The organism is Streptomyces fuscichromogenes (genome assembly GCF_014645815.1).
Classification (GTDB): domain Bacteria; phylum Actinomycetota; class Actinomycetes; order Streptomycetales; family Streptomycetaceae; genus Streptomyces; species Streptomyces fuscichromogenes.
In genome coordinates, this window is record NZ_BMML01000004.1 from 392828 (window position 1) to 418836 (window position 26009).

Annotated in this window: 20 protein-coding genes; 9 read left to right on the forward strand and 11 right to left on the reverse strand. The window is 72.0% G+C overall.

The features are described 5' to 3' along the window. Positions 1–56 precede the first annotated feature (56 nt). The 4 genes from IEZ11_RS11175 to IEZ11_RS11190 form a co-directional block, all read right to left on the reverse strand. Positions 57–2186, reverse strand: coding sequence for a 3-hydroxyacyl-CoA dehydrogenase NAD-binding domain-containing protein (locus IEZ11_RS11175; RefSeq protein ID WP_189262509.1), 2130 nt, complete (start codon positions 2184–2186; stop codon positions 57–59). After that, entirely contained in the window at positions 2183–3400 is a 1218-nt protein-coding gene (locus IEZ11_RS11180) for a thiolase family protein (protein ID WP_189262510.1), read from the reverse strand. The genes IEZ11_RS11175 and IEZ11_RS11180 overlap by 4 nt, the downstream gene beginning before the upstream one ends. A 237-nt stretch (positions 3401–3637) precedes the next feature. Further along, a complete protein-coding gene (locus IEZ11_RS11185; protein ID WP_189262511.1) occupies positions 3638–4648 on the reverse strand; it encodes a LacI family DNA-binding transcriptional regulator in 1011 nt (336 codons plus the stop codon). Then, positions 4645–7014, reverse strand: a complete 2370-nt coding sequence (locus IEZ11_RS11190) for a glycoside hydrolase family 2 protein (RefSeq protein WP_189262512.1) — start codon at positions 7012–7014, stop codon at positions 4645–4647. Before IEZ11_RS11190 ends, IEZ11_RS11185 begins: the two co-directional genes overlap by 4 nt. 155 nt (positions 7015–7169) lie before the next feature. Between IEZ11_RS11190 and IEZ11_RS11195 the strand changes: the two genes are divergently transcribed. Genes IEZ11_RS11195 through IEZ11_RS11205 form a run of 3 tightly spaced genes read left to right on the forward strand, consistent with a single transcriptional unit; the run spans position 7170 to position 10176 of the window. Next, positions 7170–8486 (forward strand): ABC transporter substrate-binding protein, encoded by a 1317-nt coding sequence (locus tag IEZ11_RS11195; RefSeq protein WP_189262513.1) that lies wholly within the window; start codon positions 7170–7172, stop codon positions 8484–8486. Beyond that, on the forward strand, positions 8483–9349 hold the full coding sequence (locus tag IEZ11_RS11200) for a carbohydrate ABC transporter permease (RefSeq protein ID WP_189262514.1): 867 nt from the start codon (positions 8483–8485) through the stop codon (positions 9347–9349). The genes IEZ11_RS11195 and IEZ11_RS11200 overlap by 4 nt, the downstream gene beginning before the upstream one ends. Beyond that, on the forward strand, positions 9346–10176 hold the full coding sequence (locus IEZ11_RS11205; protein ID WP_189262515.1) for a carbohydrate ABC transporter permease: 831 nt from the start codon (positions 9346–9348) through the stop codon (positions 10174–10176). The genes IEZ11_RS11200 and IEZ11_RS11205 overlap by 4 nt, the downstream gene beginning before the upstream one ends. Here the strand turns inward: IEZ11_RS11205 and IEZ11_RS11210 are convergent. Both IEZ11_RS11210 and IEZ11_RS11215 read right to left on the reverse strand, forming a co-directional pair. Next, complete coding sequence (locus IEZ11_RS11210; protein ID WP_189262516.1) at positions 10143–10340, reverse strand: hypothetical protein; 198 nt, start codon at positions 10338–10340, stop codon at positions 10143–10145. The genes IEZ11_RS11205 and IEZ11_RS11210 overlap by 34 nt on opposite strands. Before the next feature lie 50 nt (positions 10341–10390). Continuing rightward, entirely contained in the window at positions 10391–11383 is a 993-nt protein-coding gene (locus tag IEZ11_RS11215; RefSeq protein WP_189262667.1) for a hypothetical protein, read from the reverse strand. 736 nt (positions 11384–12119) lie between these two features. Here IEZ11_RS11215 and IEZ11_RS11220 point away from each other — a divergent pair. Then, the gene (locus IEZ11_RS11220) at positions 12120–12878 is read left to right on the forward strand and encodes a TetR family transcriptional regulator (RefSeq protein WP_189262517.1); all 759 of its coding nucleotides are present in this window, start codon (positions 12120–12122) and stop codon (positions 12876–12878) included. Positions 12879–12953: 75 nt separating this feature from the next. On the opposite strand, the gene IEZ11_RS11225 is transcribed toward IEZ11_RS11220, so the two are convergent. From IEZ11_RS11225 to IEZ11_RS11235, 3 genes are all read right to left on the reverse strand, one after another. Beyond that, on the reverse strand, positions 12954–14234 hold the full coding sequence (locus IEZ11_RS11225) for a ribonuclease D (protein WP_189262518.1): 1281 nt from the start codon (positions 14232–14234) through the stop codon (positions 12954–12956). Between the two features lie 309 nt (positions 14235–14543). After that, complete coding sequence (locus IEZ11_RS11230) at positions 14544–15203, reverse strand: helix-turn-helix transcriptional regulator (protein WP_093498522.1); 660 nt, start codon at positions 15201–15203, stop codon at positions 14544–14546. A 308-nt stretch (positions 15204–15511) separates the two neighbouring features. After that, on the reverse strand, positions 15512–16198 hold the full coding sequence (locus IEZ11_RS11235) for a DUF3000 domain-containing protein (protein WP_189262519.1): 687 nt from the start codon (positions 16196–16198) through the stop codon (positions 15512–15514). A gap of 108 nt (positions 16199–16306) precedes the next feature. Between IEZ11_RS11235 and hemE the strand changes: the two genes are divergently transcribed. From hemE to IEZ11_RS11255, 4 genes are all read left to right on the forward strand, one after another. Next, positions 16307–17374, forward strand: a complete 1068-nt coding sequence (hemE, locus tag IEZ11_RS11240; protein WP_189262520.1) for a uroporphyrinogen decarboxylase — start codon at positions 16307–16309, stop codon at positions 17372–17374. Positions 17375–17522: 148 nt separating this feature from the next. Then, the gene (locus tag IEZ11_RS11245; protein ID WP_189262521.1) at positions 17523–19466 is read left to right on the forward strand and encodes a VMAP-C domain-containing protein; all 1944 of its coding nucleotides are present in this window, start codon (positions 17523–17525) and stop codon (positions 19464–19466) included. A 5-nt stretch (positions 19467–19471) separates the two neighbouring features. Beyond that, positions 19472–21868, forward strand: a complete 2397-nt coding sequence (gene fxsT, locus IEZ11_RS51900; RefSeq protein ID WP_189262522.1) for an FxSxx-COOH system tetratricopeptide repeat protein — start codon at positions 19472–19474, stop codon at positions 21866–21868. Between the two features lie 38 nt (positions 21869–21906). Further along, positions 21907–23196 carry a KAP family P-loop NTPase fold protein gene (locus IEZ11_RS11255; RefSeq protein WP_189262523.1) on the forward strand — a complete coding sequence of 430 codons (1290 nt, stop codon included), beginning with the start codon at positions 21907–21909 and terminating at the stop codon, positions 23194–23196. Positions 23197–23247: 51 nt separating this feature from the next. Here IEZ11_RS11255 and IEZ11_RS11260 read toward each other — a convergent pair whose 3' ends face one another. Continuing rightward, entirely contained in the window at positions 23248–24072 is an 825-nt protein-coding gene (locus tag IEZ11_RS11260; protein ID WP_189262524.1) for a rhomboid family intramembrane serine protease, read from the reverse strand. A 118-nt stretch (positions 24073–24190) separates the two neighbouring features. Here IEZ11_RS11260 and IEZ11_RS11265 point away from each other — a divergent pair, with 118 nt between their 5' ends. After that, entirely contained in the window at positions 24191–24493 is a 303-nt protein-coding gene (locus IEZ11_RS11265) for a hypothetical protein (protein WP_189262525.1), read from the forward strand. A 103-nt stretch (positions 24494–24596) separates the two neighbouring features. On the opposite strand, the gene IEZ11_RS11270 is transcribed toward IEZ11_RS11265, so the two are convergent. Next, entirely contained in the window at positions 24597–25982 is a 1386-nt protein-coding gene (locus IEZ11_RS11270) for an FAD-dependent oxidoreductase (protein WP_189262526.1), read from the reverse strand. Positions 25983–26009 lie beyond the last annotated feature (27 nt).

Here is a 26009-nt window from a genome sequence, read left to right on the forward strand (position 1 = left end):
CCGATGCCCGGCGCACCAGTCGGTGGGCCGGGCATCGGGTCCGTGCGGGGGAGCGGTTACGCCGGGACGCTCGCCACGCCCGGGGCCAGGAACTTCTTGCCGTTCACGCGCTCCGAGACGCCCTCGCGGTCCAGGTACGGCGTGATGCCGCCCAGGTGGAAGGGCCAGCCGGCGCCCGTGATCAGGCAGAGGTCGATGTCCTGCGCCTCGGCGACGACACCCTCGTCGAGCATGAGCCCGATCTCCTGGGCGACGGCGTCCAGGACGCGGTCCCGGACCTGCTCCTCGGAGAGGACCACGTCACCCTGCTTGAGCAGCGCGGCGACCTCGGGGTCCAGCTCCGGCTTTCCGCTGTCGTACACGTAGAAGCCGCGCTTGCCCGCCTTGACGACGGCCGCGAGGTTCGGGGAGACCGTGAAGCGGTCCGGGAAGGCCCGGTTGAGGGTCTCCGAGACGTGCAGGCCGATGGCGGGACCGACCAGCTCCAGGAGGACGAGGGGAGACATCGGCAGGCCCAGGGGCTCCACCGCCTTCTCCGCGACCTCGACCGGGGTGCCCTCGTCGATGACGTTCTGGATCTCGCCCATGAAGCGGGTCAGGATACGGTTCACGACGAACGCCGGGGCGTCCTTCACCAGCACCGCGGTCTTCTTCAGCTTCTTGGCGACGGCGAACGCGGTGGCCAGGGAGGCGTCGTCGGTCTGCTCGCCGCGCACGATCTCAAGGAGCGGGAGGATCGCGACCGGGTTGAAGAAGTGGAAGCCCACGACCCGCTCGGGGTTCTTGAGCTTCGACGCCATCTCCGTCACCGAGAGGGAGGAGGTGTTGGTGGCGAGGATCGCGTGCGCCGGGGCGACCGCCTCGACCTCGGCGAAGACCGTCTGCTTGACGCCGATCTCCTCGAACACGGCCTCGATGATGAAGTCCGCGTCGGAGAAGCCCTCGGCCTTGTCCAGCACACCGGTGACCAGGGCCTTCAGGCGGTTGGCCTTGTCCTGGTTGATCCGGCCCTTGCCGAGCAGCTTCTCGATCTCGGCGTGGACGTAGCCCACACCCTTGTCGACCCGCTCCTGGTCGATGTCGGTCAGCACGACCGGCACCTCCAGGCGGCGCAGGAAGAGCAGCGCGAGCTGGGAGGCCATCAGACCGGCGCCGACGACACCGACCTTGGTGACCGGACGCGCCAGGTTCTTGTCCGGGGCACCGGCGGGGCGCTTGCCGCGCTTCTGCACCAGGTTGAACGCGTAGATGCCGGCGCGCAGTTCACCGCCCATGATCAGGTCCGCAAGGGCCAGGTCCTCGGCGTCGTAGCCCTGCTGGAGGTCACCGCTCTTGGCGGCGGCGATGATGTCCAGGGCGCGGTAGGCGGCCGGGGCGGCGCCGTGCACCTTGGAGTCGGCGATGAACCGGCCGCGCGCGACGGCCTGGTCCCAGGCCTCGCCGCGGTCGATCACCGGGCGCTCGACCTCGATGTCGCCCTTCAGTACCTGGGCGGTCCAGATCAGCGACTGCTCCAGGAAGTCGGCACCCTCGAAGAGGGCGTCGGCGATGCCGAGGTCGAAGACCTGCTGACCCTTGAGCTGCTTGTTCTGGTTGAGGCTGTTCTCGATGATGACCGAGACGGCCTTGTCGGCGCCGATCAGGTTCGGCAGCAGCGCACAGCCGCCCCAGCCCGGGACCAGGCCCAGGAACACCTCGGGGAGGGAGAACGCCGGGATGGCCTTCGACACGGTCCGGTACGCGCAGTGCAGACCGACCTCGACGCCACCGCCCATGGCGGCACCGTTGTAGTAGGCGAAGGTCGGCACGGCGAGGCCCGACAGCCGCTTGAAGACCTCGTGGCCGCCCTTGCCGATGGCCAGCGCGTGCTCGTGCTCCTTGAGGAGCTCGACGCCCTTGAGGTCGGCGCCGACCGCGAAGATGAACGGCTTGCCGGTGATGCCGACACCGACGATCGCGCCCTCGGCGGCCTCCTTCTCCACCTGGTCGATCGCGGTGTTGAGGTTCGCCAGCGAGGCCGGGCCGAAGGTGGTCGGCTTGGTGTGGTCCAGGCCGTTGTCCAGGGTGATCAGCGCGAAGCGGCCGGCCCCGGACGGCAGGTCGAAGTGGCGTACGTGCGCGGACGTCACGACCTCGTCGGGGAACAGGTCCGAGGCCTGCTTCAGAAGTTCGGCGGTGGTGCTCACTTGTCCCCCTCGAAGTGCGGGTTCTCCCAGATGACCGTCGCGCCCATGCCGAAGCCGACGCACATGGTGGTCAGGCCGTAGCGGACGTCCGGCTGGTCCTCGAACTGACGGGCCAGCTGCGTCATCAGACGCACACCCGAGGAGGCCAGCGGGTGGCCGAAGGCGATGGCGCCGCCGTACTGGTTGACGCGCGCGTCGTCGTCCGCGATGCCGTAGTGCTCCAGGAAGGCCAGCACCTGCACGGCGAAGGCCTCGTTGACCTCGAACAGACCGATGTCGGAGATCGACAGACCCGCCTGCGCCAGGGCCTTCTCCGTGGCCGGGATCGGGCCGTAGCCCATGACCTCGGGCTCGACACCCGCGAAGGCGTAGGACACGAGCCGCATCTTGACCGGCAGGTTGTTCTCGCGGGCGAAGTCCTCGGAGGCGATGATCGAGGCGGTCGCGCCGTCGTTCAGGCCGGCCGCGTTGCCGGCGGTGACCCGCCCGTGCACCCGGAACGGCGTCTTCAGGCCCGACAGGTTCTCCAGGGTGGTCCCCGGGCGCATCGGCTCGTCGGCGGTGACGAGACCCCAACCGGTCTCGCCGCCCTCCGGGTTGGTCCGGCGCACCGAGATCGGCACCAGGTCGGCCTGGATCTTGCCGTTGGCGTACGCCTTGGCGGCCTTCTCCTGCGAGCGCACCGCGTACTCGTCCGCACGCAGCTTGGTGATCGTCGGGTACCGGTCGTGCAGGTTCTCCGCGGTCATCCCCATGAACAGCGCGGACTCGTCGACCAGCTTCTCGCTGACGAACCGCGGGTTCGGGTCCACGCCCTCGCCCATCGGGTGCCGGCCCATGTGCTCGACACCGCCGGCGATGGCGACGTCGTACGCGCCGAAGGCGACGGAACCGGCGACCGTGGTGACGGCGGTCAGGGCGCCGGCGCACATGCGGTCGATGGAGTAGCCGGGCACGGAGGTCGGCAGGCCCGCGAGGATGCCCGCGGTACGGCCGATGGTCAGACCCTGGTCACCGATCTGCGTGGTCGCGGCGACGGCGACCTCGTCGATCTTCTTGGTGTCCAGCCCGGGGTTGCGGCGCAGCAGCTCCCGGATCGCCTTCACGACGAGGTCGTCGGCGCGGGTCTCGTGGTAGATGCCCTTCGGGCCCGCCTTGCCGAACGGGGTACGGACGCCGTCGACGAAGACGACATCCCTGACGGTACGAGGCACGATTGGCTCTCCTCCAGGGTGCGGGATGGCACTGCTGCGATGCGCTGAGCACGCGCTCAGGGCCCATGCTACTTATGAGTAACGTGACTGCCCAGTCCCGACGCCGGGAGCGGCGAAGGTCACACTCGAAACGCCGTCGATGTGAGCGCCCCGCCAGGGGCGCGGGGCGTAATCGATGTGCGGCTCCGCCGCGTGGGCGCGACCAGCCACATCGGACCCGCAGACCCCTACGGTGCTCTACCGAGGCGGCGCAGTGGACCCTCTCGGCGTCAGTACCGGAGTAGCCACCGGATGTGACCCCACCTCCCCGAACAACGTCCGAGCCACATCCGCCCCGAACCCGTGCACATCGTGACTCATCGCCGACAACGTCGGATGAGTCAGCCGGCACAACTGCGAGTCGTCCCACGCCAGCAACGACACGTCCTCCGGCACCCGCAACCCCATCTCGGCGGCCACCGAAAGCCCCGCCACCGCCATGATGTCGTTGTCGTACATGATCGCCGTCGGCCGGTCGTCCGCCGCCGCGGACAGCAGCGACCGCGTCGCCCGCGCCCCCGCCTCCCCCGAGTAGTCGGTCGTCACCTGCGACGCCCCGGCCAGCTCCAGCGCCTGCGCGGCCGCGGCGAACGCGGTGCCCCGCATCGCGGTGTGGCCGAGCGCGGCGGCCCCGCCGACCCGCGCGACCCGCCGGTGCCCCAGCGCCGCCAGGTACCGCACGGCCTCCGTGACGGCGTCCCCGTCCTCCGTCCACACGGACGTCAGCCCGCCCGTCAGCGAGGGATGCCCCACCGCCACCACCGGCAGCCCCAGCCGCCGGGCCACCGCAACCCGGGGGTCGTCCGCCCGGAAGTCGACGAGGATCGCCCCGCCGATGTGCCTCCCCCGCCACCACGACTCCAGCAGCCCGGCCTCCTCCTCCGCGCTCCGCACCAGCCGCAGCAGCAGCGAGCAGGAGTGCTCGGTCAGCACGCCCTCCACCCCCGAGATGAACTCCATGTAGAAGGGTTCGAGGCCGAGCATCTGGGCGGGGCGGCAGATCGCGAGACCGACCACGTCCACCCGCGCCCCGGCCAGCGAGCGCGCCGTGGTGTCCGGCGCCCACCCCAGTTCGCGTGCCGCCGCGAAGATCCGGTCCCGGGTGGCCTCCGCGAGCCCCGGCTTGTGGTTGAAGGCGAGCGACACGGCCCCCTTGGACACGCCGGCGCGCGCGGCGACGTCCTTGATGGTGACGCGGGGTGCTGTCATCGGGAGGGCTCCACGCAGTACAGGGCGGCCCGGGCGGCGGCCACGCCGGGAGTCTTCCAGCCGGTCACCCCGATGGTGACCCGTTCCCCGGGAAGCAGGGTGACCAGCCCCCGGTCGGCCCGTGCGGCCGGGTCCAGCCGGTCGGCCTGGAGAAGCAGGTCCCGGACCAGGGTGCGGGCCGTCACCGTGACCGCGCCCGGCGCCACGGTCACCTCGAACTCCGGCTCCGGATAGCGGATCTCGCGGTCCGGGGCCGGGAAGTACAGGGCGCGCAGACCGCCGCCGTCGGCGACCAGGAACTCCTTCGGTCCGTCCGGCCGCAGTTCGGCCGGTACGCCGACGACCGTGACCGCCCGCGCCCCGGCCTCCAGCGCCACCCCCGCATCCTCGACCAGCACCCCGTCGACGGTCATCCGGCGCAGCGTCAGATCGCCCCGCCACGCCCGGGCCCCCTGGTTGACGGCGGCCAGCACCAGCCCCTGCTCGCGCACCTGGAGGGTCAGCAGCCGGTCCGCGTACAGCCGGCGCAGCTCGTGCCAGAGCGGTTTCTCCCTTCCGTCCCCGTCGATCGCCGCCCAGGAGGTCACCGGCCAGCAGTCGTTGAGCTGCCAGACGACCGTGCCCGCGCACACCGGCCAGTGCGCGCGCCAGTACTCGATCCCGGCGGCCACCGCCCGCGCCTGGTTGACCTGTGTGAGGTAGTGCCAGCGGTCGAAGTCCCCTTCAGGGAAGGCGAAATGGTGCTCCAGGCCGCGCCGCAGCTTCCCGTTCCCGTCGTCCGCCTTCTGGTGGTGCAGCATCCCGGGGGAGTCCGCGGCGAGTTCCTCGCCCGGCAGCGCCCGCCGCAGGGTGGCGTACGCGGGCGGCGCCTGCCAGCCGAACTCCGCGACGAAACGCGGCACTTCGGAGCGGTACTCGGCGTAGTCCGCCCGGTTCCACACCTCCCAGGAGTGGTGGGTGCCGTGCGCCGGATCGTTCGGGTGCCGCTCCCAGGAGCCGGACCACGGACTGCCCGCCGTGTACGGCCGCGTGGGATCCAGCTCCGCCACCACCCGGGGCAGCAGCCCCAGGTAGTACCCCTCGCCCCAGGACTCACCGGCCAGCCGCTCCTCCCAGCCCCAGTCCCGGAACCCCCACAGGTTCTCGTTGTTGCCGTTCCACAGCACCAGCGAGGGATGCGGCATCAGCCGTACGACGTTCTCCCGGGCCTCCGCCTCCACCTCGCCGCGCAGCGGCTGCTCCTCCGGATAGGCCGCGCACGCGAACGGGAAGTCCTGCCAGACCAGCAGTCCCAGCTCGTCGCAGGCGTCGTAGAAGTCCTCGCTCTCGTAGACGCCCCCGCCCCAGACCCGTACGAGATCCACCCCGGCGTCGGCGGCCCGCCCGAGCCGCCGCCGGTACCGGTCCCCGGTCACCCGGGACGGGAACACGTCGTCCGGGATCCAGTTGACGCCTCGCGCGAACAGCCGCTCGCCGTTCACCACGAGGGTGAAGCCGGTGCCGTGCCGGTCGGGCCGCCGGTCCAGCTGCACGGTCCGGAAGCCGATCCGCCGACGCCAGGAGTCGAGCACCTCGTCCCCGTGCAGCAGGGTCAACTCCACGTCGTAGAGCGGCTGTCCGCCGTAGCCGCGCGGCCACCACAGCCGTACGTCCGGCACCTCCAGCCGTACCGTCCCGCTCGTCCCCTCGACCGTGGCCCGTGCGACCCGGCCGCCCACCCGCACCTCGACGTGCAGGTCCGCCTCGCTGCGGGTGCGCTCCACGTCGACGTGCAACTCGACGACTCCCAGGGCCTGATCGACCGTCACCACCGGACGGACCCGGCCGAGCCGGGCCGTCGACCAGTGTTCGAGCCGCACCGGCCGCCAGATCCCGGCCGTCACCAGCGTGGGTCCCCAGTCCCAGCCGAAGGAACAGGCCATCTTCCGGATGTACTGGTACGGCTCGGCGTAGGCCGCGGGCCGCTCGCCCAGCCGGTCGCGCACCGCGGCCGCCTCGGTGTACGCGGAGGCGAACCGCACCGCGAGGCGGCCGCGCAGCCCGGTCACGTCGAAGCGGTACGAGCGGTGCATGTTCCGTGTCCGGCCGAGGAGTTGACCGTCCAGGGTGATCTCCGCGGCGGTGTCGAGTCCCTCGAAGACGAGATCGGTCCGCTCGTGCCCGGAGGCGGCGCCGAGTTCGGCCGTGTACGTCCACTCCCGTCGGCCGACCCAGGCCGTCCCGGTCTCGTTCCGCCCGAGGAAGGGGTCCGGGATCACCCCGGCGGCGAGCAGGTCGGTGTGCACGCAGCCCGGTACGACGGCGGGCAGCCGACCGCCCTCGTGCTCCAGGGTCCATCCCTCGCCGAACGCCGTGACCTCCAGCATGCGCACTCCCTAAACCGGTCTACTCCAGCGACTGGGCGTACTGGCCGCATCCTTGGCGGGATTGGGACTTTACCGGTTGAGGAAAGCGCTGTCAGAGTGCCGAATCAGCCAACCGTCGCACGTGCTCGTCCGTCCCCAGAACGGAGCTGATGCACATGAACCGCCGTACGCTCGCCGCCCTGGCCGCCGGAACCGCGCTGCTCCTCGCAGGCTGTACCGGTACCGGCGGCTCGACCAAGGCCGCGGACGCCAAGGCGCCGGACGACCCCTCGAAGGTGACCGGGACCATCACGGTCCTCACCCAGCGGACCGACCTGGTGCAGGACGGCACGATGAAGAGGTACGCGGCCGCCTTCAACAAGGTCTATCCGAAGGTGAAGGTCGAGTTCCAGGCACTCACCAACTACGAGACCGAAGTCAAGATCCGGATGAACACGGAGAACTACGGCGACGTCCTGATGATCCCCGGGGTCATCAAGAAGAGCGACTACCCGAAGTTCTTCGCCTCCCTCGGCACCGGGACCGAGCTCTCGAAGAAGTACCGCTTCACCGGCTTCACCACGGTCGGCGGCAAGGTCTACGGGCAGAGCCCGATCGGTGTGATGCCGGGCTTCGTCTACAACAAGCGGGTCTGGAAGCAGGCCGGGGTGACCCGATGGCCCACCACCCCGGCCGAGTTCATCGCCGACCTCAGGGCGATCAGGACGAGGACGGCCGCGACCCCGTACTACACCAACTACGCGGCCCAGTGGCCCCTGACGTCGTGGACGTTCGTCAACGGCTCGGTGCACTGCGATCCGCAGGCGACCACGAAGCTGGCCGAGGGCGACCCGTGGGCCGCGGGCGCCGATCTGCGGGTGGGGGACACGATGTTGTACGACATCGTCCACGACGGCCTCGCCGAGAACGACCCGACCACCACCAACTGGGAAGCCTCCAAAGCACAGTTGGCCAAGGGGAAGATCGCCACCCAGTGGCTCGGCACCTGGGCGGTCGTGCAGTTCCAGGACGCCGCGAAGAAGGCCGGCGTCGACCCCGACGACATCGGCTTCATGCCCTTCCCGGCGCAGACCGACGGAAAGTTCTGCGCGGTCGTCGGCCCCGACTACAACCAGGCCGTCAACATCCACTCCGCGCACAAGGCGGCGGCCCGCGCCTGGATCGACTGGTTCACCGACAAGTCCGGCTACGACCGGGACAACCTGGCCATCTCCCCGCTGAAGGGCGCCTCCCTGCCGGCCGTCCTCCAGCCGTACGAGGACGCGGGGGTGAAGCTGATCGAGCTGGACGACACGGCCGGCGCCCGCGTCAAGCTCATCGACTCCGCCTCCGAGGTCGGCATCAACGCCCCCGACTACCGCCAGAAGCTCGTCGACCTCGCCCGGGGCGCCCGTAGCGGCACCCTGGACGGCTTCCTCGACGACCTCGGCGGCAAGTGGACCGCGGCGGAGAAGACGGCTGGGACCTCATGACGCATGCGCGGCGCCTCACCCCCTGGCTCTTCCTGCTCGCCCCGCTCACCCTCCTGGTCACCTTCACCTACGCGCCGATCGTGAACATGCTGGCGTACAGCTTCACCGACTGGGACGGCGTCAGCCCCGAACTCCACTACACCGGCGCCCACAACTACGCGGAGATCTTCACCCGGCCCGACCTCTTCGAGGTCTTCCTGGTCAGCGCGTACTACCTGGCGGCCTCGGCGGTCCAGATCGTCCTCGCCCTCTACTTCGCGACCGTGCTGAGCTTCGACATCCGGTTCCGGAACTTCTTCAAGGGAGTGCTGTTCTTCCCGTCCCTGATCAACGGGGTGGCGATCGGCTTCGTCTTCCTCTACTTCTTCCAGGACGGCGGCACGCTCGACTCCGTCCTCGCGCTGTTCGGCGTGCACACCGACCACGCCTGGCTGGGCACCCCGGTGTCGGCGAACGTCTCCCTGGCCGGCGTCTCGGTCTGGCGCTACCTGGGCCTGAACTTCGTGCTCTTCCTGGGCGCGATCCAGTCCGTCCCGGGGGAGCTGTACGAGGCGGCCGAACTGGACGGCGCGGGCCGCTGGCAGCAGTTCCGGCACATCATCGCGCCCGGCATCCGGCCGGTCGTCACCCTCACCGTGATCCTCTCGGTCTCCGGCTCGCTGTCGGTCTTCGAGGTGCCGTACATCATGACCGGCGGCGCGACCGGCACGGAGACCTTCGTGACCCAGACCGTGAAGCTGGCCTTCCAGTACAACAAGACGGGGCTCGCCTCGGCGGCCGCGGTCGTCCTGCTGCTGATCGTGCTGGCGGTGACCTGGCTGCAACGGCGCCTGGTGCCCGACGAGAGGGTGGACCTCGTATGACACGCCGACGGGTGGTCCGCGCGCTGGTCTATCTCTCCCTCGGGGCGGCCGTGCTCGTGGTGCTGCTCCCGCTGACCGTGGTCCTGCTGACGTCCCTGAAGTCGGCGGGCGAGATGGCGGACGGCAGCGGCGCGCTGACGCCGCCCCGCGACCTGCTGAACCTCCACAACTACGTGACCGCGTTCCGGGACGGCGGCATGCTCCGGGCGTTCGGCAACACGCTCTTCATCGTGGTCTTCTCGATCGGCGGCACGGTGCTGATCGGCTCGATGACGGCCTATGCGATCGACCGGTTCACCTTCCGCCTCAGAAGGCTCGTGGTCGCGCTCTTCCTGCTGGCCGCGCTGGTCCCCGGGGTGACCACCCAGGTGGCCACCTTCCAGATCGTCAACAGCTTCGGTCTCTTCGACACCCGCTGGGCGCCGATCGCCCTCTACCTGGGCACCGACATCGTCTCGATCTACATCTTCCTCCAGTTCGTCCGCTCGATCCCGGTCTCCCTGGACGAGTCGGCCCGGCTGGACGGCGCGAACGCCTTCACCATCTATTTCAGGATCATCCTGCCGCTGCTGAAACCGGCGATCGCGACGGTGGTGATCGTGAAGGGGATCGCCGTCTACAACGACTTCTACATCCCGTTCCTCTACATGCCGTCCCAGAACCTCGGCGTGATCTCGACCTCGCTGTTCCGCTTCCGCGGCCCCTACGGAGCGCACTGGGAGGTCATCTCGGCAGGAGCGATCCTGGTCATCCTCCCGACCCTGATCGTCTTCCTCTGCCTGCAGCGCTTCATCTACAACGGCTTCATGCGCGGGGCCACGAGGTGACGCTCTCCAGGCGCCGGGTGCTCCTCGCGGGTGGCGGCGCGCGTCCGCGGGCCGCTCGGATGCGGGCCGGTCCGGGTGGTGCCGAACTCCAGGATGCGGGCGTTCCCGGTCAGCGGATGCCGGGTGCGGGCGGGGCGGGGCCGGGGTGCGGGGGATGTGAGCACGGGGGCTCCTCTCGGGTGGCGGGGTGCGGGTGCGGGCGGTCGGCGGGTCGTCAGCGGCACGGGAAGAAGGGGCCGCCGGGCGTGGTCCGGGAGACCGGCAGGCCTGCGGTCCGGTGGTGGCCGGTCGCGGTCCGGGGTGCCGGGTCGGCCGATGCCATGACGGGCGTCGCGAGCGCGCAGATCAGCCGAGGCCCGTCGTCGGCGTACCCGAGCCGGACGGTGGCCGGGCCGCACACCACGCCGAGCGCGTCGAGCACCTGGGTCGTGTAGCGCGTGAGGTCCGGTGCCGACGCGACCGGACCGGCCGGTATGTCCGCCCGCAGCCCGGTGACGACGTGCTCGGGCCGCCCGTCAGGACCCGGGCGGGTGACGGTGTCGACCGTGTACCGGCGGCGGCCGGGCAGCTCGGTCAGCACCAGGTGCGGACTGCCCGAGTGCCGGGCGGTCGCGTGCCACAGGGCCGGCCAGGCCGCGCCGATCCGGTGTTCGTCCGCGCACTCCACCGCGTCGACCGGGATTCCGGTGGCCGCCGGGGCGAGCAGGTAGCCGGCCGCGGGACACGACCGTGCCCAGGCCACGGCATCGGACAGACGCGCGGTGCGGATGCCCCGCAGCGCCGGGAGCCCCACCCGGGCCAGCCGGGCCGCCTGGGCACCGCGGTCGTACCTCAGCGGCGAGGACGCCGGATCGGCTCCGGGCAGACCGAGCTGCCAGGCGATCCGCTCGGCCAGCTCGATGCCCTCGGCGCCGCCCGCGACGACGGCCGACACCCCCAGCGCCCGCAGGGACTTGACCGTCTGCCGCAGCCCCCGGTGCACGACCGCCTCGCCGAACCCGACGGGCAGCGTCGCGTTCCGGTACACCGGCGGGCGCAGCCGGCGTTCCGGGAGGACGGCCACGGTCCGCCAGCCGTGCCGCGCGAAGGCCCGCGGATACGGGCCCCCGCCGTCGTACGGCGCGACCACCGCCGCGGCCCCGGTGGCGGAATCGGCCCGTAGTACGGCCGCGGCGGCGGAGGTGGAGGTGGAGGGAACGGTGGTCATGTCGGCGGGCTCCCGGGTGGGTGCGAGCGGCTGGCTGCCGGTGGGCGTCAGCGGGTGCGGGCGGGTGCGGGCTCGGGCGGAGTCACGGATCGGTCGGCCACCCGGCCGGTGAAACTGTCTGAAAGGGCACTGCCGCGCCTCGTCCGTCAGGGCAGGGTCGCTGTCCTGAGGGTCCTGGCCGAGACCTTCCTCGAGCAGGCGTGTGCCGTCACGTCCGCTCGACGCGCCCCCGTGGATGAGTCGAATGTAGAACCGCGTGCTGCTTCTGCCCCCCTGTGCCGCCGAGCCTTGTTCGGACCAAGTGGTCTCTTCTGTACTGCTCCCCCTGTTGCTTCGGCAGGACAGCTCGTGGGTTCCTCAACCATGGAGTTCATCCCCGTACTTCGGAGACGGTGAACCTGTCCTGGCGGCCGGCCGGGCGCTCGTGGCAACCAGGGCGTCTCGCCGTAAAAGCGAGATATGCCCGTGTTGTCGGTAGGGCGTCCATGCCAGAAGGGACCACTCGGTCTGTTCTGTCGGCGCCCAGTCTGGAACTCGGACCCGGTGACGTCAAGCAAGCATCGGTCGCAGGCGGTGCCCGTCGCGACGGGCCGGCGGTGTCGCGTGCCGTCACGAACGGTCGGTCGAGCCCCTGGCGCGGTCCGATCTGCGCGGTAGTATCGGGCCCGATATTCCTTGGATTGAGAATGAAGAGGCGTTTCGAAATGCGTACGCGGATCCCCGAAGGCGAGACCGAATGAGCACCCCGCACAGACCGCGACGCCAGCAACAGCGTGCCATCGACACGCGGCAGCGAATTCTTGACACCGCCGGTGCTCTTTTCGTGATGGACAGCTATGAGGGGACGTCGGTCGGCGATCTCATCATCGCCGCACGGACCAGTAAGGGAGCCTTCTACCGGCATTTCCCGGGCGGAAAGATCGAAGTGGCGACGGCCATCATGCACGACGCGCTGACCATGGACGGGCTGCGGGAACAGCCGGTCATGCTCCAGGAGGTCGTCGATATCGGCATGGTGCTGGCCTACCGGGTCTCCCATGAGAACGCTCTTCAGGCCGCTTTGAAAATGTCGTTCCACAGTAATGCGCCGGAGACCTATGGAACCCCGTGGCCGGACTGGATCGATTTCAATGCGGGGCAGCTCGCCGAGGCACGGCGACGCGGGGAACTGAAACCCTTCGTCGATGTGGAGCAGCAGGCCTACCAGATCGCCGGGAACTGGGCCGGAGTGGTGCTCGTCTCGAACACCGTCGACCGGGACATGAGGAATGTCGAAGCGCGGGTCTCGCGCATGTACCGCAATCTGGTGACCGCGATCGCGGTCCCGGACCTGCTCCCCGAGATCGACTTCTCCGTCGACCGGGGCAGGAATCTCTACACCGCGTTCCTGGAGGACCCGGCCGACCGGCTCGACCCGACCGGTCCGGTCGAGCCGGAACCGGCGCAGGACGAACCGGATGAACCAGGTGAACCGGTCGACGCGGACCCGGAGTGAGCGCGGGGCTGGGCTCGGGGCTGTGCGCGGGGCCGTGCGCGGGGCTGTGCGTGGGGCGCCGGCCGCACCGTCCGCCTAGGCGGACAGCGCCGTCACCAGGACCGGGGCCACCTGCTCCACCTGCCAGGGCCGTGCCCCGTACCCCGCCAGCGCGGCCCCCACGGTCTCCGTGTCGATCACCGTCGGCGGCTCCCAGCAGAGCCTGCGCACGGTGTCCGGCGCGATCAGGTTCTCCTGCGGCATGGTGAGCCGCTCCGCCAGTGCCGACACCGCGGCCCGGGCCGCCGACAGACGAGCCGCCGCGACGGGATCCTTGTCGGCCCACGCCCGGGGCGGTGGCGGCCCCGTCACCGGCTGCCCCGGCTGCGGCAGCGCGGTGTCCGGCAGCGCCTTGGCGCGGTCCACCGCCGCCTGCCACTGCTCCAGCTGCCGCCGGCCCATCCGGTGGCCGTAGCCGTTCAGACCCGCGAGGGCGTGCGCGTTGGGCGGCAGCGCCAGCGCCGCCTCCACGATCGCCGCGTCGCTGAGCACCTTGCCCGGTGACACGTCCCGCTTCTGCGCGATCCGGTCCCGGGTCTCCCACAGCTCCCGCACCACCCCGAGCTGCCGGCGCCGGCGCACCTTGTGCATCCCCGACGTCCGGCGCCAGGGGTCCTTGCGCGGCTCGGCCGGCGGCGCGGCCGCGATCGCGTCGAACTCCTGCCGCGCCCACTCCAGCTTCCCCTGCCGGTCCAGCTCCTTCTCCAGGGCGTCCCGCAGGTCGACGAGCAGCTCGACGTCGAGCGCCGCGTACCGCAGCCAGGGCTCGGGCAGCGGCCGGGTCGACCAGTCGACGGCGGAGTGGCCCTTCTCCAGCACGAAACCGAGCACGCTCTCGACCATGGCGCCCAGTCCGACCCGGGGGAACCCGGCGAGCCGCCCGGCCAGCTCGGTGTCGAAGAGGCTGCTGGGCGTCATGCCTATCTCGCGCAGACAGGGCAGGTCCTGGGTGGCCGCGTGCAGCACCCACTCGACGCCGGAGAGCGCCTCGTCGAGGCCGGAGAGGTCGGGGCAGGCGACCGGGTCGATCAGCGCGGTGCCGGCGCCCTCGCGGCGCAGCTGGACGAGGTAGGCGCGCTGGCCGTAGCGGTAGCCGGAGGCCCGCTCGGCGTCGACGGCGACGGGGCCGGAGCCGGCGGCGAAGGCGGCGATCACGCGGGCCAGCGCGGCCTCGTCCACGACCACCGGCGGAATGCCCTCACGGGGCTCCAGCAAAGGGATCGGCGCCTCCGTCACAGAAGATCCGGCGTCGTCCGGAGGGGTGCCCCCGGTGGTGCGCAGTGAACTGTCTGCTGCGGTGTCTTGGGCGTCGGTCACATGTCAAGGGTATCTGTGTGTGGACGGCGCCCGTCGACGGAACGTTCCGTCGACGGGCGCTGGAGGGTCGTAAACCAGTCAGGTCGGTGAAAGATCAGGTCCACGAACGGGGGACAACGGGTTACGACATGACGCCGGACCAGCGCCCGGTCCGGTCACGGGGGTGAACGTACGACCGATCGGTGACCGACGATCAGGGCTCGACCGTCGGCGATCGGCCATCGGTGGTGGTGGTGGTGGCGGGGGCGGGGGGATGGCGGTGGGGATGGGGATGGCTGTGGGGGGGTGGCGGGTGGTGGGTCGGTGGGGTCAGTGGATGATGCCGGTGCGCAGGGCCACGGCGACCATTCCGGCGCGGTCGCCGGTGCCGAGCTTGCGGGCGATGCGGGCGAGGTGGCTCTTGACGGTGAGGGCGGAGAGTCCCATGGAGACGCCGATCGCCTTGTTCGACTGGCCCTCCGCGACCAGTCGGAGCACCTCGACCTCACGGCCGGAGAGCTCGCGGTAGCCGCCCGGGTGGCTCGGGGCACCCGGGGGGCGGCGGTGCATGCGGGCGGCGGAGCCCATGGGGGCGGCACCGGGTCGGGTGGGGAGCCCGATGTTGGTGCGGGTGCCGGTGACGACGTAGCCCTTGACGCCGCCGGCCAGGGCGTTGCGCACGGCGCCGATGTCGTCGGCGGCGGACAGGGCCAGGCCGTTGGGCCAGCCCGCCGCGCGGGTCTCGGACAGGAGGGTCAGGCCTGAGCCGTCGGGGAGGTGGACGTCGGCGACGCAGATGTCGCGGGGGTTGCCGATGCGGGGACGAGCCTCCGCGATGGACGAGGCCTCGATGACGTCGCGCACGCCGAGCGCCCACAGGTGGCGGGTGACGGTGGAGCGGACGCGGGGGTCGGCCACGACCACCATGGCGGTGGGCTTGTTCGGGCGGTAGGCGACCAGGCTTGCGGGCTGCTCTAGGAGAACGGACACCAGGCCTCCTGGGGTGGGGGACGGGGGCCGGCTTGTGGGGATGAAGCCGGGACGAACCGTGCTTTCAAGGTCACAGTCGTCTTCGGCACCAAACCCGTCCGCCTTTAGAGAATGATCACGATCTGGTGAGTAACAATACGTGCAATTCGGACACGCGATCGATCATCCGAAGATCGAATCGGTTCGGGCCGTTGCGGTACGGGACAGAAAGTGGCCGTATCGACAAAGAGATGGTCAACGAAGGGTGAGTCGACGGGACCCGGGTGGACGGGTCCCCGAGCGGCGGGACGACCGACGGCGGAGCGGGTTCAGCGCGCCTGCGGGTCGCGGCGCTGCGGCAGCGTGACCACCGAGGCGTCCCCGGCGGCGGCCGGCGGCAGGCCCGCCACCTGTGCCAGCAGGTCGCACCAGGAGGCCAGGTGGGCCGCGGTGTCCGGGGCGCCGGTGCGGCCCTCCCGGGGCGTCCAGGAGGCCCGGATCTCGATCTGCGAGGCGGCGGGGCGCGCGGACAGCCCGCCGAAGTAGTGCGAACTGGCGCGGGTCACCGTCCCGCTCGGCTCGCCGTACGACAGGCCGCGGGCCTGGAGGGCGCCGGTCAGCCAGGCCCAGCAGACCTCCGGCAGCAGCGGATCGGCCGCCATCTCCGGCTCCAGCTCCGCGCGCACCAGGGTGACCAGCCGGAACGTGCCGCGCCAGGCGTCGTGCCCGGCCGGGTCGTGCAGCAGCACGAGGCGCCCGTCGGCGAGATCCTGGTCGTCCTCGACCACCGCCGCCTCCACGGCGTACGCGAACGGGGCGAGACGCTGCGGGGCGGGCGTCGGCTCCACCTCGACCTGCGGTCGCGGCCGGGCGTTGCGCAGCGCGTCGACCGCGGCCCGGAAGGCCGGCGGTACCGGTGGCGCAGTACTCCCGGTATGTCCTTCGTCCTCCCCGGTGTCCTTCCCTTCGCCGGTCCCGCCAGCGCCGTCCGACAGTCGTCCCTGAGCCGCAGCCATGCGGGGAAGAGTAAGGGGAACGACGCCTTCGCGCAGGGAGGACACCACCTAAGGCTGAGGCGAAGGGCGCGGCCGTGAGGGCTCCGGGGGCGTGCGAGACTTGCCGTCGTGAGTGCGAACGGAAGCCCCGCGGGCCAGCAGCCGACAGCGACGTACGACAGCGCCTTCCTCAAGGCGTGCAGGCGTGAACCCGTGCCGCACACCCCCGTGTGGTTCATGCGCCAGGCCGGGCGCTCGCTGCCGGAGTACCACAAGGTGCGCGAGGGCATCCCCATGCTGGAGTCGTGCACGCGGCCCGAACTGGTCGCCGAGATCACCCTCCAGCCCGTGCGCCGGCACAACGTGGACGCGGCGATCTACTTCAGCGACATCGTCGTCCCGCTCAAGGCCATCGGCGTCGACCTCGACATCAAGCCCGGCGTCGGCCCGGTCGTCGCGCACCCGATCCGCACCCGCGCCGACCTCGCCCAGCTCCGCGACCTCACCCCCGAGGACGTCTGGTACGTCACCGAGGCGGTCGGCCTGCTCACCGCCGAGCTCGGCGCGACCCCGCTGATCGGCTTCGCCGGCGCCCCGTTCACCCTCGCGAGCTACCTCGTCGAGGGCGGCCCCTCGCGCACCTACGAGAACGCCAAGGCGATGATGTACGGCGACCCGGAGCTCTGGGCCGACCTGCTCGACCGTCTCGCCGACATCACGGCCGCGTTCCTCAAGGTGCAGATCGAGGCAGGCGCCTCCGCCGTCCAGCTCTTCGACTCCTGGGCCGGGGCGCTGGCCCCCGCCGACTACCGCCGCTCGGTGCTGCACGCCTCCGCGAAGGTCTTCGACGCCGTCGCCGGGTACGGCGTCCCGCGCATCCACTTCGGCGTCGGCACCGGCGAGCTGCTGAGGCTCATGGGCGAGGCCGGCGCGGACGTCGTCGGCGTCGACTGGCGGGTCCCGCTGGACGAGGCGGCCCGGCGCGTCGGCCCCGGCAAGGCGCTCCAGGGCAACTTCGACCCGACCGTCCTGTTCGCGGGCAAGGAAGCGGTGGAGACCAAGGCGCGCGAGGTGCTCGACGCGGCCGCCGGTCTCGAAGGGCATGTCTTCAACCTGGGCCACGGCGTGATGCCGTCCACGGACCCGGACGCGCTGACCCGGCTCGCCGAGTTTGTCCACACCGAGACCGCCCGCTAGCGAACCCCTTCCCGACGCCCTGTTCCCGACGTCCTGCTTCCCGCCGTTCTGGTCCTGACGTCGTCTTCCCGCCGTTCTGTTCCCGCCGTTCTGATGACGCGGCCCCGTCCCCGGCCGCATAATCTTCGCCAACGGGGGAGGGGGCACCGTGGCGGGGGAGCCGACGGGGGAGGCAGCGGACCACGAGCCCTGGCTGGTCCGTGTCCAGGGCGACGGCGGCCGGCCGGCCGGCGCCGGTTTCCTGTTCGCCCGGGGTCTCGTGCTGACCTGCGCCCATGTGGTGACCGCCGCCCTGGGCGTCAGCAAGTACAGCGAGAACGGCCCACGGGGCCCGTTGTGGGTGGTGCGGCACGGTACCGAGGAACCGGTGCCCGCCCAGGTGGTGCCCGGTGGCTGGATGCCGCTGCGGGACTTCTCCGGCGACTTCGCGATGCTGGGGCTGGACGCCCAGCCCGTCCCGACGCCGCCGGCCGACCGGGCCCGGATCGCCGGCCGGGTCCGGCTGTTCACTCCGGACGCGGTGCTGCCCGCCGTCGTCGAGGCCCTGCCCGGACCGGACGAGCCGGACGGCTGGGGGCTGCTGACCTTCCCGGGGCAGGCACCGCGACCGCGCAGCAGCGGCAGCCCCGTGGTCGACGACAAGGGCGCCGTGGTCGGCCTCCTGACCGCCGTCCAGGACGACGGCCGCACGGCGCGCCGCGCCGGCCGCTTCCTGCCGCTGTCGGCGGCCGTGGACCGGATTCTCGTCCCCGGCACGGGCCCTTCGGGTCCGGACCGCCCGCCCGATGCCGGACTCACCCTGCGCGAGCGGGGCGAACTGGTGGAGGCGCTGCTGGCCGTCCCCGTGATGCACGACCGGCCGGCGTTCGAACTGCTCGCCCGGGAACTGCGGCACGAGGTCCCCGGGGTCGCCTTGGTGCCGGGCGCCACCGCCCGGTTCCGGGCCCTGGACCTGGTGGGACAGTTCACCCGCCGCCCGGAGGACCTGCGGCTGCTGGTCGAGGTGCTGCGGGTGTTCGACCCGGGCAGCTCGGAGGTGGAGACGTTCGCGACCCTGGTGGACAAGGTCGCGGCGCCGTCGCTGCTCCTCGCCCACGAGCGCCGCACCCTGCAAGGGCTGCTAGCCCGTCCGGAACTGGCCGGTGGCGTCGCCCTGCTGGAGCGGGTGCGGGACCTGGAGAACCGGGGCGCCCCGCCCGGCCGGTCGCCCGACCTGCTGGAGTTCGTCTCGCGGCTCGCCGACTCGGTGCCGGGGGAGGCCGGCGCGGGACTGGACACCTGGCAGCGGTCGGTGGCGGCCCGGCTGGGCAGGGCAGGGCAGCCGGCCCCGGCGACCGCGACGCCGGTCCTCGTCATCAGGGTGGAACCCCTCCTCTGGGGGCCGGACACCTACGGCGTGACGGCGTCGGTCCGGGCGGCGGACGGCACCACGATGCTGTGGACCCACGACCAGGTCCCGCACGGGCGACTGATGTCCGCGTTCGCGGAAGCGCTGCGCGCCTTCGAGGGACACGAGAGAGCCGCCCCCGGCGACCCCGCCGCCCCCGGCGACCCCGCCGGCCAGGTCGAGTTCGTGCTGCCGTACCGGCTGCTGGACCTCCCGGTCGAGGAACTGGACACCGGTGACAATGTCGTACCGCGGCCGCTCGGCACGCACCGCACCGTCGTCGTCCGGGCCGCCGAACTGGAGGACCGTGTCGACCTGCACGGCCGGAGGCACGCCCGGTGGCGGCGGCTGAGGGAGACCCCGCCCGCCCGGCGCGAGCCGCGCTGGGTGGACGGCGCCGACGGCCGGGCCCTGCTGCTGGACGCCGTCGGACTGACGTTCCGGCCCACCGGGGACGTGGTCGCCGCCTGCCTCCTCCAAGGGGTGCCGGTGCTGATCTGGTCGCGCGACGCCTCGCCCGCGACGCAGGAGGCGCTGACCGCACTGGCCCGCACGGCGCCGCTGGACATGATCCCGGACGCGGTCCGGTCCTGGCGGATCCGCCAGAGCAGGACCGGCACCGGCGAGCGGGTGAGCCTGCTCTTCGCCGACCCGGAGCGGCCGCTGCCGAGGTACGACCCGCTCGTCTCCCCCGACAGCGGGTGAGACCGGTGGACCCGAGCACGCTCGTGCGCGCACTGCGCCCCTTCGAGAACACTCCGCACCTCACCGTGGACCTCGTGCTGGACCGGGCGCCCTCGATGGAGCTGTGGACCCGGACCGTCGACGACCTGCGGGCGGCGCTGGGCCGGGCACCGTTCCAGGAGCTCCGGGTCCGGACCGTGGACACCTCCGCGGCGGGCGAGCCGTCGACCGCGGACACCGGTGTGCCCCGGCCCGGGGGACAGGTCGTGCTGCTGGTCAGCAACTGTGTGGAGGACGCCTGGCAGGACGGCCGCGCGGCCGTCCTGCTCGACCACTGGTGCCGGACCAGCGCGACCGCCGTACTCCAGCCGTTGCCTCCGTCGCTGCGGCACCGCGTGCGGGCGCCCATCGCCCCGTTCCGGTGGCGGGCGGCCCGCCCCGCCACCCCGACGGCCTGGCTGGAGTGCGGACTTCGGCCGGGCAGCCTGGAGGAGGCGGCCGGACTCCACGCGCCGGGCGCCGTACCCGTGCTGGACCCGGCGGACAGCCGGTCCGTCGAGGCCTGGGCCCGCCTGGTGGCCGCTCCCACGACCGACTGGTACGAGGGCGACGGGATACCCACGCCGGGCCCCGGCACCTCGGACGGGTTCGCCACGCCCGTCCCGCGGACCGAACCGGCCGACCTCGTCCAGACGCTGCGGGACGTCGCCGGTCCCGCGGCGGTCCGGCTCGCCGCTCTGCTGGCGGTCGCCCCGCTCGTCACCCTCGACCTGCTGCACGCCGTCCGGCGCGGCCTGCTGCCGGAGGCGGACGAGGCCGTCCCGGAGGTCTTCCACAGCGGTCTGCTGGTCCGTGCGCCCGACCGTGACCGGGACCTCGACGGACAGCACGCCTTCGTCCTGCTCGACGGGGCGGCGGAGCTGCTCGCCGAGGGACTGACCCGCTCCGACATGCGTCGGGCCCTGGATCTCGCCGTGGAGTTACTGCCGCCGGCCGCCTGGGCCCGCAACATGCGCCGGGCCCCGTCGTCCGCCCTGCGCGAGGAACCCGTCCGGCCCGCCCCGCCCACCCGGCGTGACGGCCCCGACCTGCGGGTGGTCCGCTCGGCGCTGCCCGCCCGCAACTCCCGCTTCGTCGGCCGCGGGGAACTGCTGGACACCATCGGCGCGACCCTGCGCCGCCCCGGCGGCGACGGCCTGTGCGTGCTGCACGGCATCGCCGGCGTCGGCAAGACCCAGGCCGCGCTGGAGTACGCCCACCGCCACCGCGGCGCGTACGACTTCGTCTGGTGGAGCCAGGCCCGCGACGCCCGGAACCTGGCCCTCTCGCTGGCCCGGCTCGGCGACGAACTGTCGGTCCCGCCGGGACCCGACGGCCTCGCACCGGTGGACGGCGTCCTGGACCGGCTGCGCTCCGGCCGCGTCGACCGCGGCTGGCTGCTCGTCCTGGACAACGCAGACCCGCCGGCCGGGCTCACCTCCCTGCTTCCGCTCGGCGCCGGTCACATCCTGATCACCAGCCGCCATGTCAGCTGGACCGAGGAGACGGCACACCCGCTGCGCGTCGCCCCGCTGAGCCGCGAGGAGAGCCTCGCCCTGCTGCGCGCCCGGGCGCCCTGGCTCACCGACGACCAGGGGTCCGCGGTCGCCGAGCGGGCCGGCAGTCTGCCGCCCCTCCTCATCCACCTGGGCCGCTCCCTGTCCAAGGGCCCCCTCGACGTGACCGAGCACCTCGACGGCTTCGACCGGCTCTGCGCCAGTCTGCTGCTGAACTACGGCCTCCCCGACTACGACGTGAAGCTCGCCGCCGTCTGGCAGCGGGCCGTGGCGGAGCTCGCCGACGCGGACGGCGCCGCCGCCGAACTGCTCAGGGTGCTCAGCTGCCTCGGTACCGGCCCCGTCTCGTACGGACTGCTGTCCGCCGCGACCGAGCCGACGCCGGCCACCGGCGACGGCGGTGTGCTGCACGACAAGTACGCCCTCCATCTGGCCCTGCTGCGGCTCTCGGACGAGGACCTGGCCACCGTCGAGGTGCAGGGCGGACCGGTCGAGGTGCACCCCGCCCTCCAGATGGTGATGCGCGGTGTGGTGATGACACCCAACGAGTACCGGACCGCCCAGGAGGCCGTGCTCCGTCTGCTCGCGGCGGCGCTGCCCGCCGATCCCGCCACCCCCTCCGGCCGCGTCCGGATGACCGAGATCGCCCGTCGGCTGGACCTGCCCGCCGCCCTGCGGGTGCCGCCCGCCGCCGCGTACCGCCTGGTCACCGCGGTGATCGAGCATCATGCGGCGGTCGGTGACACCAGGGCCGCGGGCGGGCTGGCCCGTGCCGCGCTCAAGGTCTGGAGCGGTCGCTTCGGCGCCGACGACCCGTCCGTCGCCGTCCTGCGCGCCCATGCCGGCCCACCGTCCAGCGATCCCTGAACCACCGCGAACCACCGCGTACGACCGAAGGAGCCGCCTTGCGTCCGCTGACCGACAACCCCATCCTCGACTTCGCCGACGACGCCTTCCGCTTCGAGCCCTACGTGGACGTGCTGCACGGCGCCGTCGAACAGGCGGAGCCACTGCCGCTCACCGTCGGCGTGTTCGGCTCCTGGGGTACCGGGAAGTCCAGCTTCCTGCGGCTGTGGGAGCGGCGGCTGAAGGACCGGGACGTGCGCACCATCTGGTTCAACCCCTGGAAGTACGACCGCAAGGTCGAGGTGTGGGCGGCGCTGCTGCACACGATCCTGGCCGAGATGGAGGGCGAGGAGGGGCTGAAGGAGAAGGCCCTGCGGCTCGCCAAGGCCGCCACCTGGCTCTCGGTGCGGGCCGGGCTCGGCACGGCCGCCACGGTGGCCACCGGCGGCGTGATCAAGGGCGGTGACGTGGACTCCCTGCTCACCGAACTGTCCAGGGGCGATGCCGAGCAGTACCGGCAGATCAACCGGTTCGAGAACGACTTCCGGGACGCCGTCAGGGAGTTCGTGGGCGCCGAGGGACGGCTGGTGGTCTTCGTCGACGACCTGGACCGCTGCACCCCGGACTCGGCGATGACCGTGCTGGAGTCGCTCAAGCTGTTCCTCGGCGAGTCCCAGTGCGTGTTCGTGCTCGCCCTGGACCTGGACGTGCTGGCCGCCGTCGCCACCAACAAGTTCGGCGACGCGTTCCGCGACGCGCCCGCCGAAGTGGTGTCCGGGCTGGCCTATCTCGACAAGATCGTCCAACTGCCGTTCTTCCTCCCGGACGTCGGGTTCGACACCCTGCGCACGGCCTTCGCGCCCTGGGTCCACCGGCAGGTCGACGGCCCCGCCTTCTGGCGGCTGCTCCAGCGCGGCCTGGGCGCCAACCCGCGGCGGCTGAAGCGGTTCGTGAACGTCTTCAACATGGCGCTGGAGGTGAGCATCGCCCAGTCCGGGAGTACCGCGCCGGGCCCGGTCTTCCACCTGCAGCTGGCGGCGCTCCTGGTGATCCGCAGCCGGCACCGTGAGTTCTTCCACGTGCTGGCGGCGGATCCCACGTCCTGGGAACGGCTGGCGACCTACTTCCGGCGCATGGGGGACGCGGCCGACTCCCGCGAGCGCGACCGCTACCGGAGCGAACTGCCCGACGAGCTGGCGCCCTTCCGCGGAGACCGGGCCCTTGAGGGGCTGCTCGCCGCGGGCGGGGCCGAGGCCGTGCCGGCGCCCTCCGCCGAGACGGTCCGCTCGATGATCAGCACCCTGCGGGCCACGGCCGGCCCCGACGACCTCGGCTCGACGGACGGCTGAGGCGCCCCGGCCGGCCCGGGCGCCCCGGCCGGCGGGCGGACCGGGCCGCCCTCACCAGCTGTGCCGGGGCCGGGCCTGCCTGCCGAACAGCAGGCCGCGCGGCTCCGGCGGCGGAGGTGTGCCCCGTTTGAGCGGCCAGGCGAGCACCATGCCCGCGAGGAAGCCGACGACGTGCGCCGCGTATGCCACGGTCCCGGCGTCGGAGACGCCCTCGCCGGACGAGTACACGGCCTGGAGCACGAACCAGAAGCCCAGCACCAGCCAGGCCGGCAGCCGCAGCGGCAGGAAGACCAGGAACGGGACCAGCACCCAGACCCTGGCCGTCGGGTAGAGGACGAGATACGCGCCCAGGACGCCGGCGATCGCGCCGGACGCGCCGATCAGCGGGTCGCCCGAGGAGGCGTTGACGAGCGCGAAGCCGTAGCCGGCCGCGTAGCCGCAGACCACGTAGAAGAGGAGGTACCGGATGTGGCCCATCCGGTCCTCGACGTTGTTGCCGAAGATCAGCAGGAACAGCATGTTGCCCAGCAGGTGCAGCCAGCTGCCGTGCAGGAACATCGCCGTCAGGACCGACAGCGCCGGCGACTTGTCGTAGCCGGGCGGGCCGACCACGCAGCCGGGGCCGTTCCGGCCGAGGCCGACCTGGCCGGTCGGTACCGTCTGCGGCATCTGATGGTGGATCAGTTCCCGGGGGACGGCCGCGTAGTGGTCCATGAAGGCCTGCAGATGACACAGCTGGGCCAGATCGCTGCCGCCGGCCACGGAGTCGGCTATGCCGGGCGTGAACAGGAAGACGAGCACGTTCGCGGCGATCAGCGCGTACGTCACGTACGGCGTGCGACGCACCGGGTTCACGTCATGAACAGGGATGACCACAGGGAAGTAGTGCCCAGGGAGCGGAGCCCCGAAGCGGAGCGTTCATATGAACGTCGTACCGGTCGCGCACGTATGTCTGTGAAACCGACTTCAGGCACAGGCGACGTAAGGACAGGCAATGAACGAGCGGGTTGCTCCTCAGGCGTTCCCTCCCATGCAGGCCCTGCCCGACGGTGAGGCGGAGATCTCCCTCGTCGTGCGGCTCCCCTGGGAGGACGTGGCACGGCTCGGTCAGGAGGCCGGGCGGCTGGCGGCTCAGATGCAGCGGCCGGTGACGCTGGACGAGGCCGTGAGCAACCGGCTGCGGTCGACCCGGCCGGGGGCGGCGCATGCGCGGCCGGGGACCGAGCAGCCTGCTGCCGCGGCTGTGCCGGGTGGGGCCGGGGTGACTTCGTTGCCGCGGATCAGCGGGACGGCTTAGGGCGCGTTGCGGAGTGCGGGTGCGTGGGGGTCTGGTCGCGCCCCGCGGCGGAGCCGCACATCGACTACGCCCCGCGCCCCTGAGTTGGTGACCTCGGCGCCCCTCAGAAAGCTCGCACCTTTGTCGCCGCCTTCCTCGCCGCCACCAGTACCGGGTCCCACACCGGTGAGAACGGCGGGGCGTAGCCCAGGTCCAGGGCCGTCATCTGTTCCACCGTCATCTCCGCCGTCAGGGCGACCGCCGCGATGTCGACGCGCTTGCCCGCGCCCTCCCGCCCCACGATCTGGACGCCGAGCAGGCGGCCGGTCCGGCGTTCCGCGAGCATCTTGACCGTCATGGGACTCGCGCCGGGGTAGTAGCCGGCGCGGCTCGTGGACTCGATGGTCACCGTCTCGAACCGGAGGCCCGCCCGCAGGGCGTCCTTCTCGCGCAGACCGGTGCGCGCGATCTCCAGGTCGCAGACCTTGCTCACCGCGGTGCCGACGACACCCGGGAACGTGGCGTAACCGCCGCCCACGTTGGTGCCGATGACCTGGCCGTGCTTGTTGGCGTGGGTGCCCAGCGGGATGTACTGCTCCTGGCCCGAGACCAGGTTCAGGACCTCCACGCAGTCGCCGCCCGCCCAGATGTCCTCGTGGCCGCGCACCCGCATCGCGAGGTCGGTCAGCAGGCCGCCGCGCCCGCCCAGCGGCAGGCCCGCGGCGGCGGCCAGGCGGGTCTCGGGCCGGACCCCGATGCCGAGGACCACCACGTCCGCCGGGTACTCGGCGTCCGGCGTGGCCACCGCGCGCACCCTGCCGTCCTCGCCGGTGCGCACCTCGGTCACCTCGGTGTCGTTGACCATGGTGATGCCGAGGCCCTGCATGGCCTTGTGCACCAGGCGGCCCATGTCCGGGTCGAGCGTGGACATCGGCTCGCTGCCGCGGTTGACGACCGTCACCCGGTAGCCTCGGTTGATCATCGCCTCGGCCATCTCCACGCCGATGTAACCGGCGCCGACCACCACGGCCCGCCGGCCACGCGTGCGTGCCAGCGTGTCGAGGAGGGCCTGGCCGTCGTCCAGGGTCTGCACACCGTGCACCCCCGGCGCGTCCGCGCCCGGCATGTCCGGGCGGATCGGGCGGGCACCGGTCCCGATGACGAGTCTGTCGTACGACGTCCAGGACTCGGCGCCGGAATCGACGTCACGCGCGCGTACCCGCTTCCCGGCCACGTCGATCTCCATGACCTCGGTACGCATCCGCAGGTCGATCTCGCGCGCCCGGTGCTCCTCGGGCGACCGCGCGATCAGCCGGTCCCGCTCCTCGACGTCCCCGCCGACCCAGTACGGGATGCCGCACGCCGAGTAGGAGGTGAAGTGGCCGCGCTCGAAGGCCACGATCTCCAACTCGTCCGGTCCCCGCAGCCGACGCGCCTGGGACGCCGCGGACATGCCCGCGGCGTCACCGCCGATCACGACCAGTCGTTCCCGCCCACCGTTCATGCTCATGCGAACACGCTACGGGGCGCGGGCATT

Excerpts from the sequence above, each read along its gene's own strand:
- IEZ11_RS11185 (WP_189262511.1), bottom strand. The coding sequence starts at position 4,648 with ATGACAGCACCCCGCGTCACCATCAAGGACGTCGCCGCGCGCGCCGGC.
- IEZ11_RS11190 (WP_189262512.1), bottom strand. The coding sequence starts at position 7,014 with ATGCTGGAGGTCACGGCGTTCGGCGAGGGATGGACCCTGGAGCACGAG.
- IEZ11_RS11195 (WP_189262513.1), top strand. The coding sequence starts at position 7,170 with ATGAACCGCCGTACGCTCGCCGCCCTGGCCGCCGGAACCGCGCTGCTC.
- IEZ11_RS11200 (WP_189262514.1), top strand. The coding sequence starts at position 8,483 with ATGACGCATGCGCGGCGCCTCACCCCCTGGCTCTTCCTGCTCGCCCCG.
- IEZ11_RS11205 (WP_189262515.1), top strand. The coding sequence starts at position 9,346 with ATGACACGCCGACGGGTGGTCCGCGCGCTGGTCTATCTCTCCCTCGGG.
- IEZ11_RS11215 (WP_189262667.1), bottom strand. The coding sequence starts at position 11,383 with ATGACCACCGTTCCCTCCACCTCCACCTCCGCCGCCGCGGCCGTACTA.
- IEZ11_RS11220 (WP_189262517.1), top strand. The coding sequence starts at position 12,120 with ATGAGCACCCCGCACAGACCGCGACGCCAGCAACAGCGTGCCATCGAC.
- IEZ11_RS11235 (WP_189262519.1), bottom strand. The coding sequence starts at position 16,198 with ATGGCTGCGGCTCAGGGACGACTGTCGGACGGCGCTGGCGGGACCGGC.
- IEZ11_RS11265 (WP_189262525.1), top strand. The coding sequence starts at position 24,191 with ATGAACGAGCGGGTTGCTCCTCAGGCGTTCCCTCCCATGCAGGCCCTG.
- IEZ11_RS11270 (WP_189262526.1), bottom strand. The coding sequence starts at position 25,982 with ATGAGCATGAACGGTGGGCGGGAACGACTGGTCGTGATCGGCGGTGAC.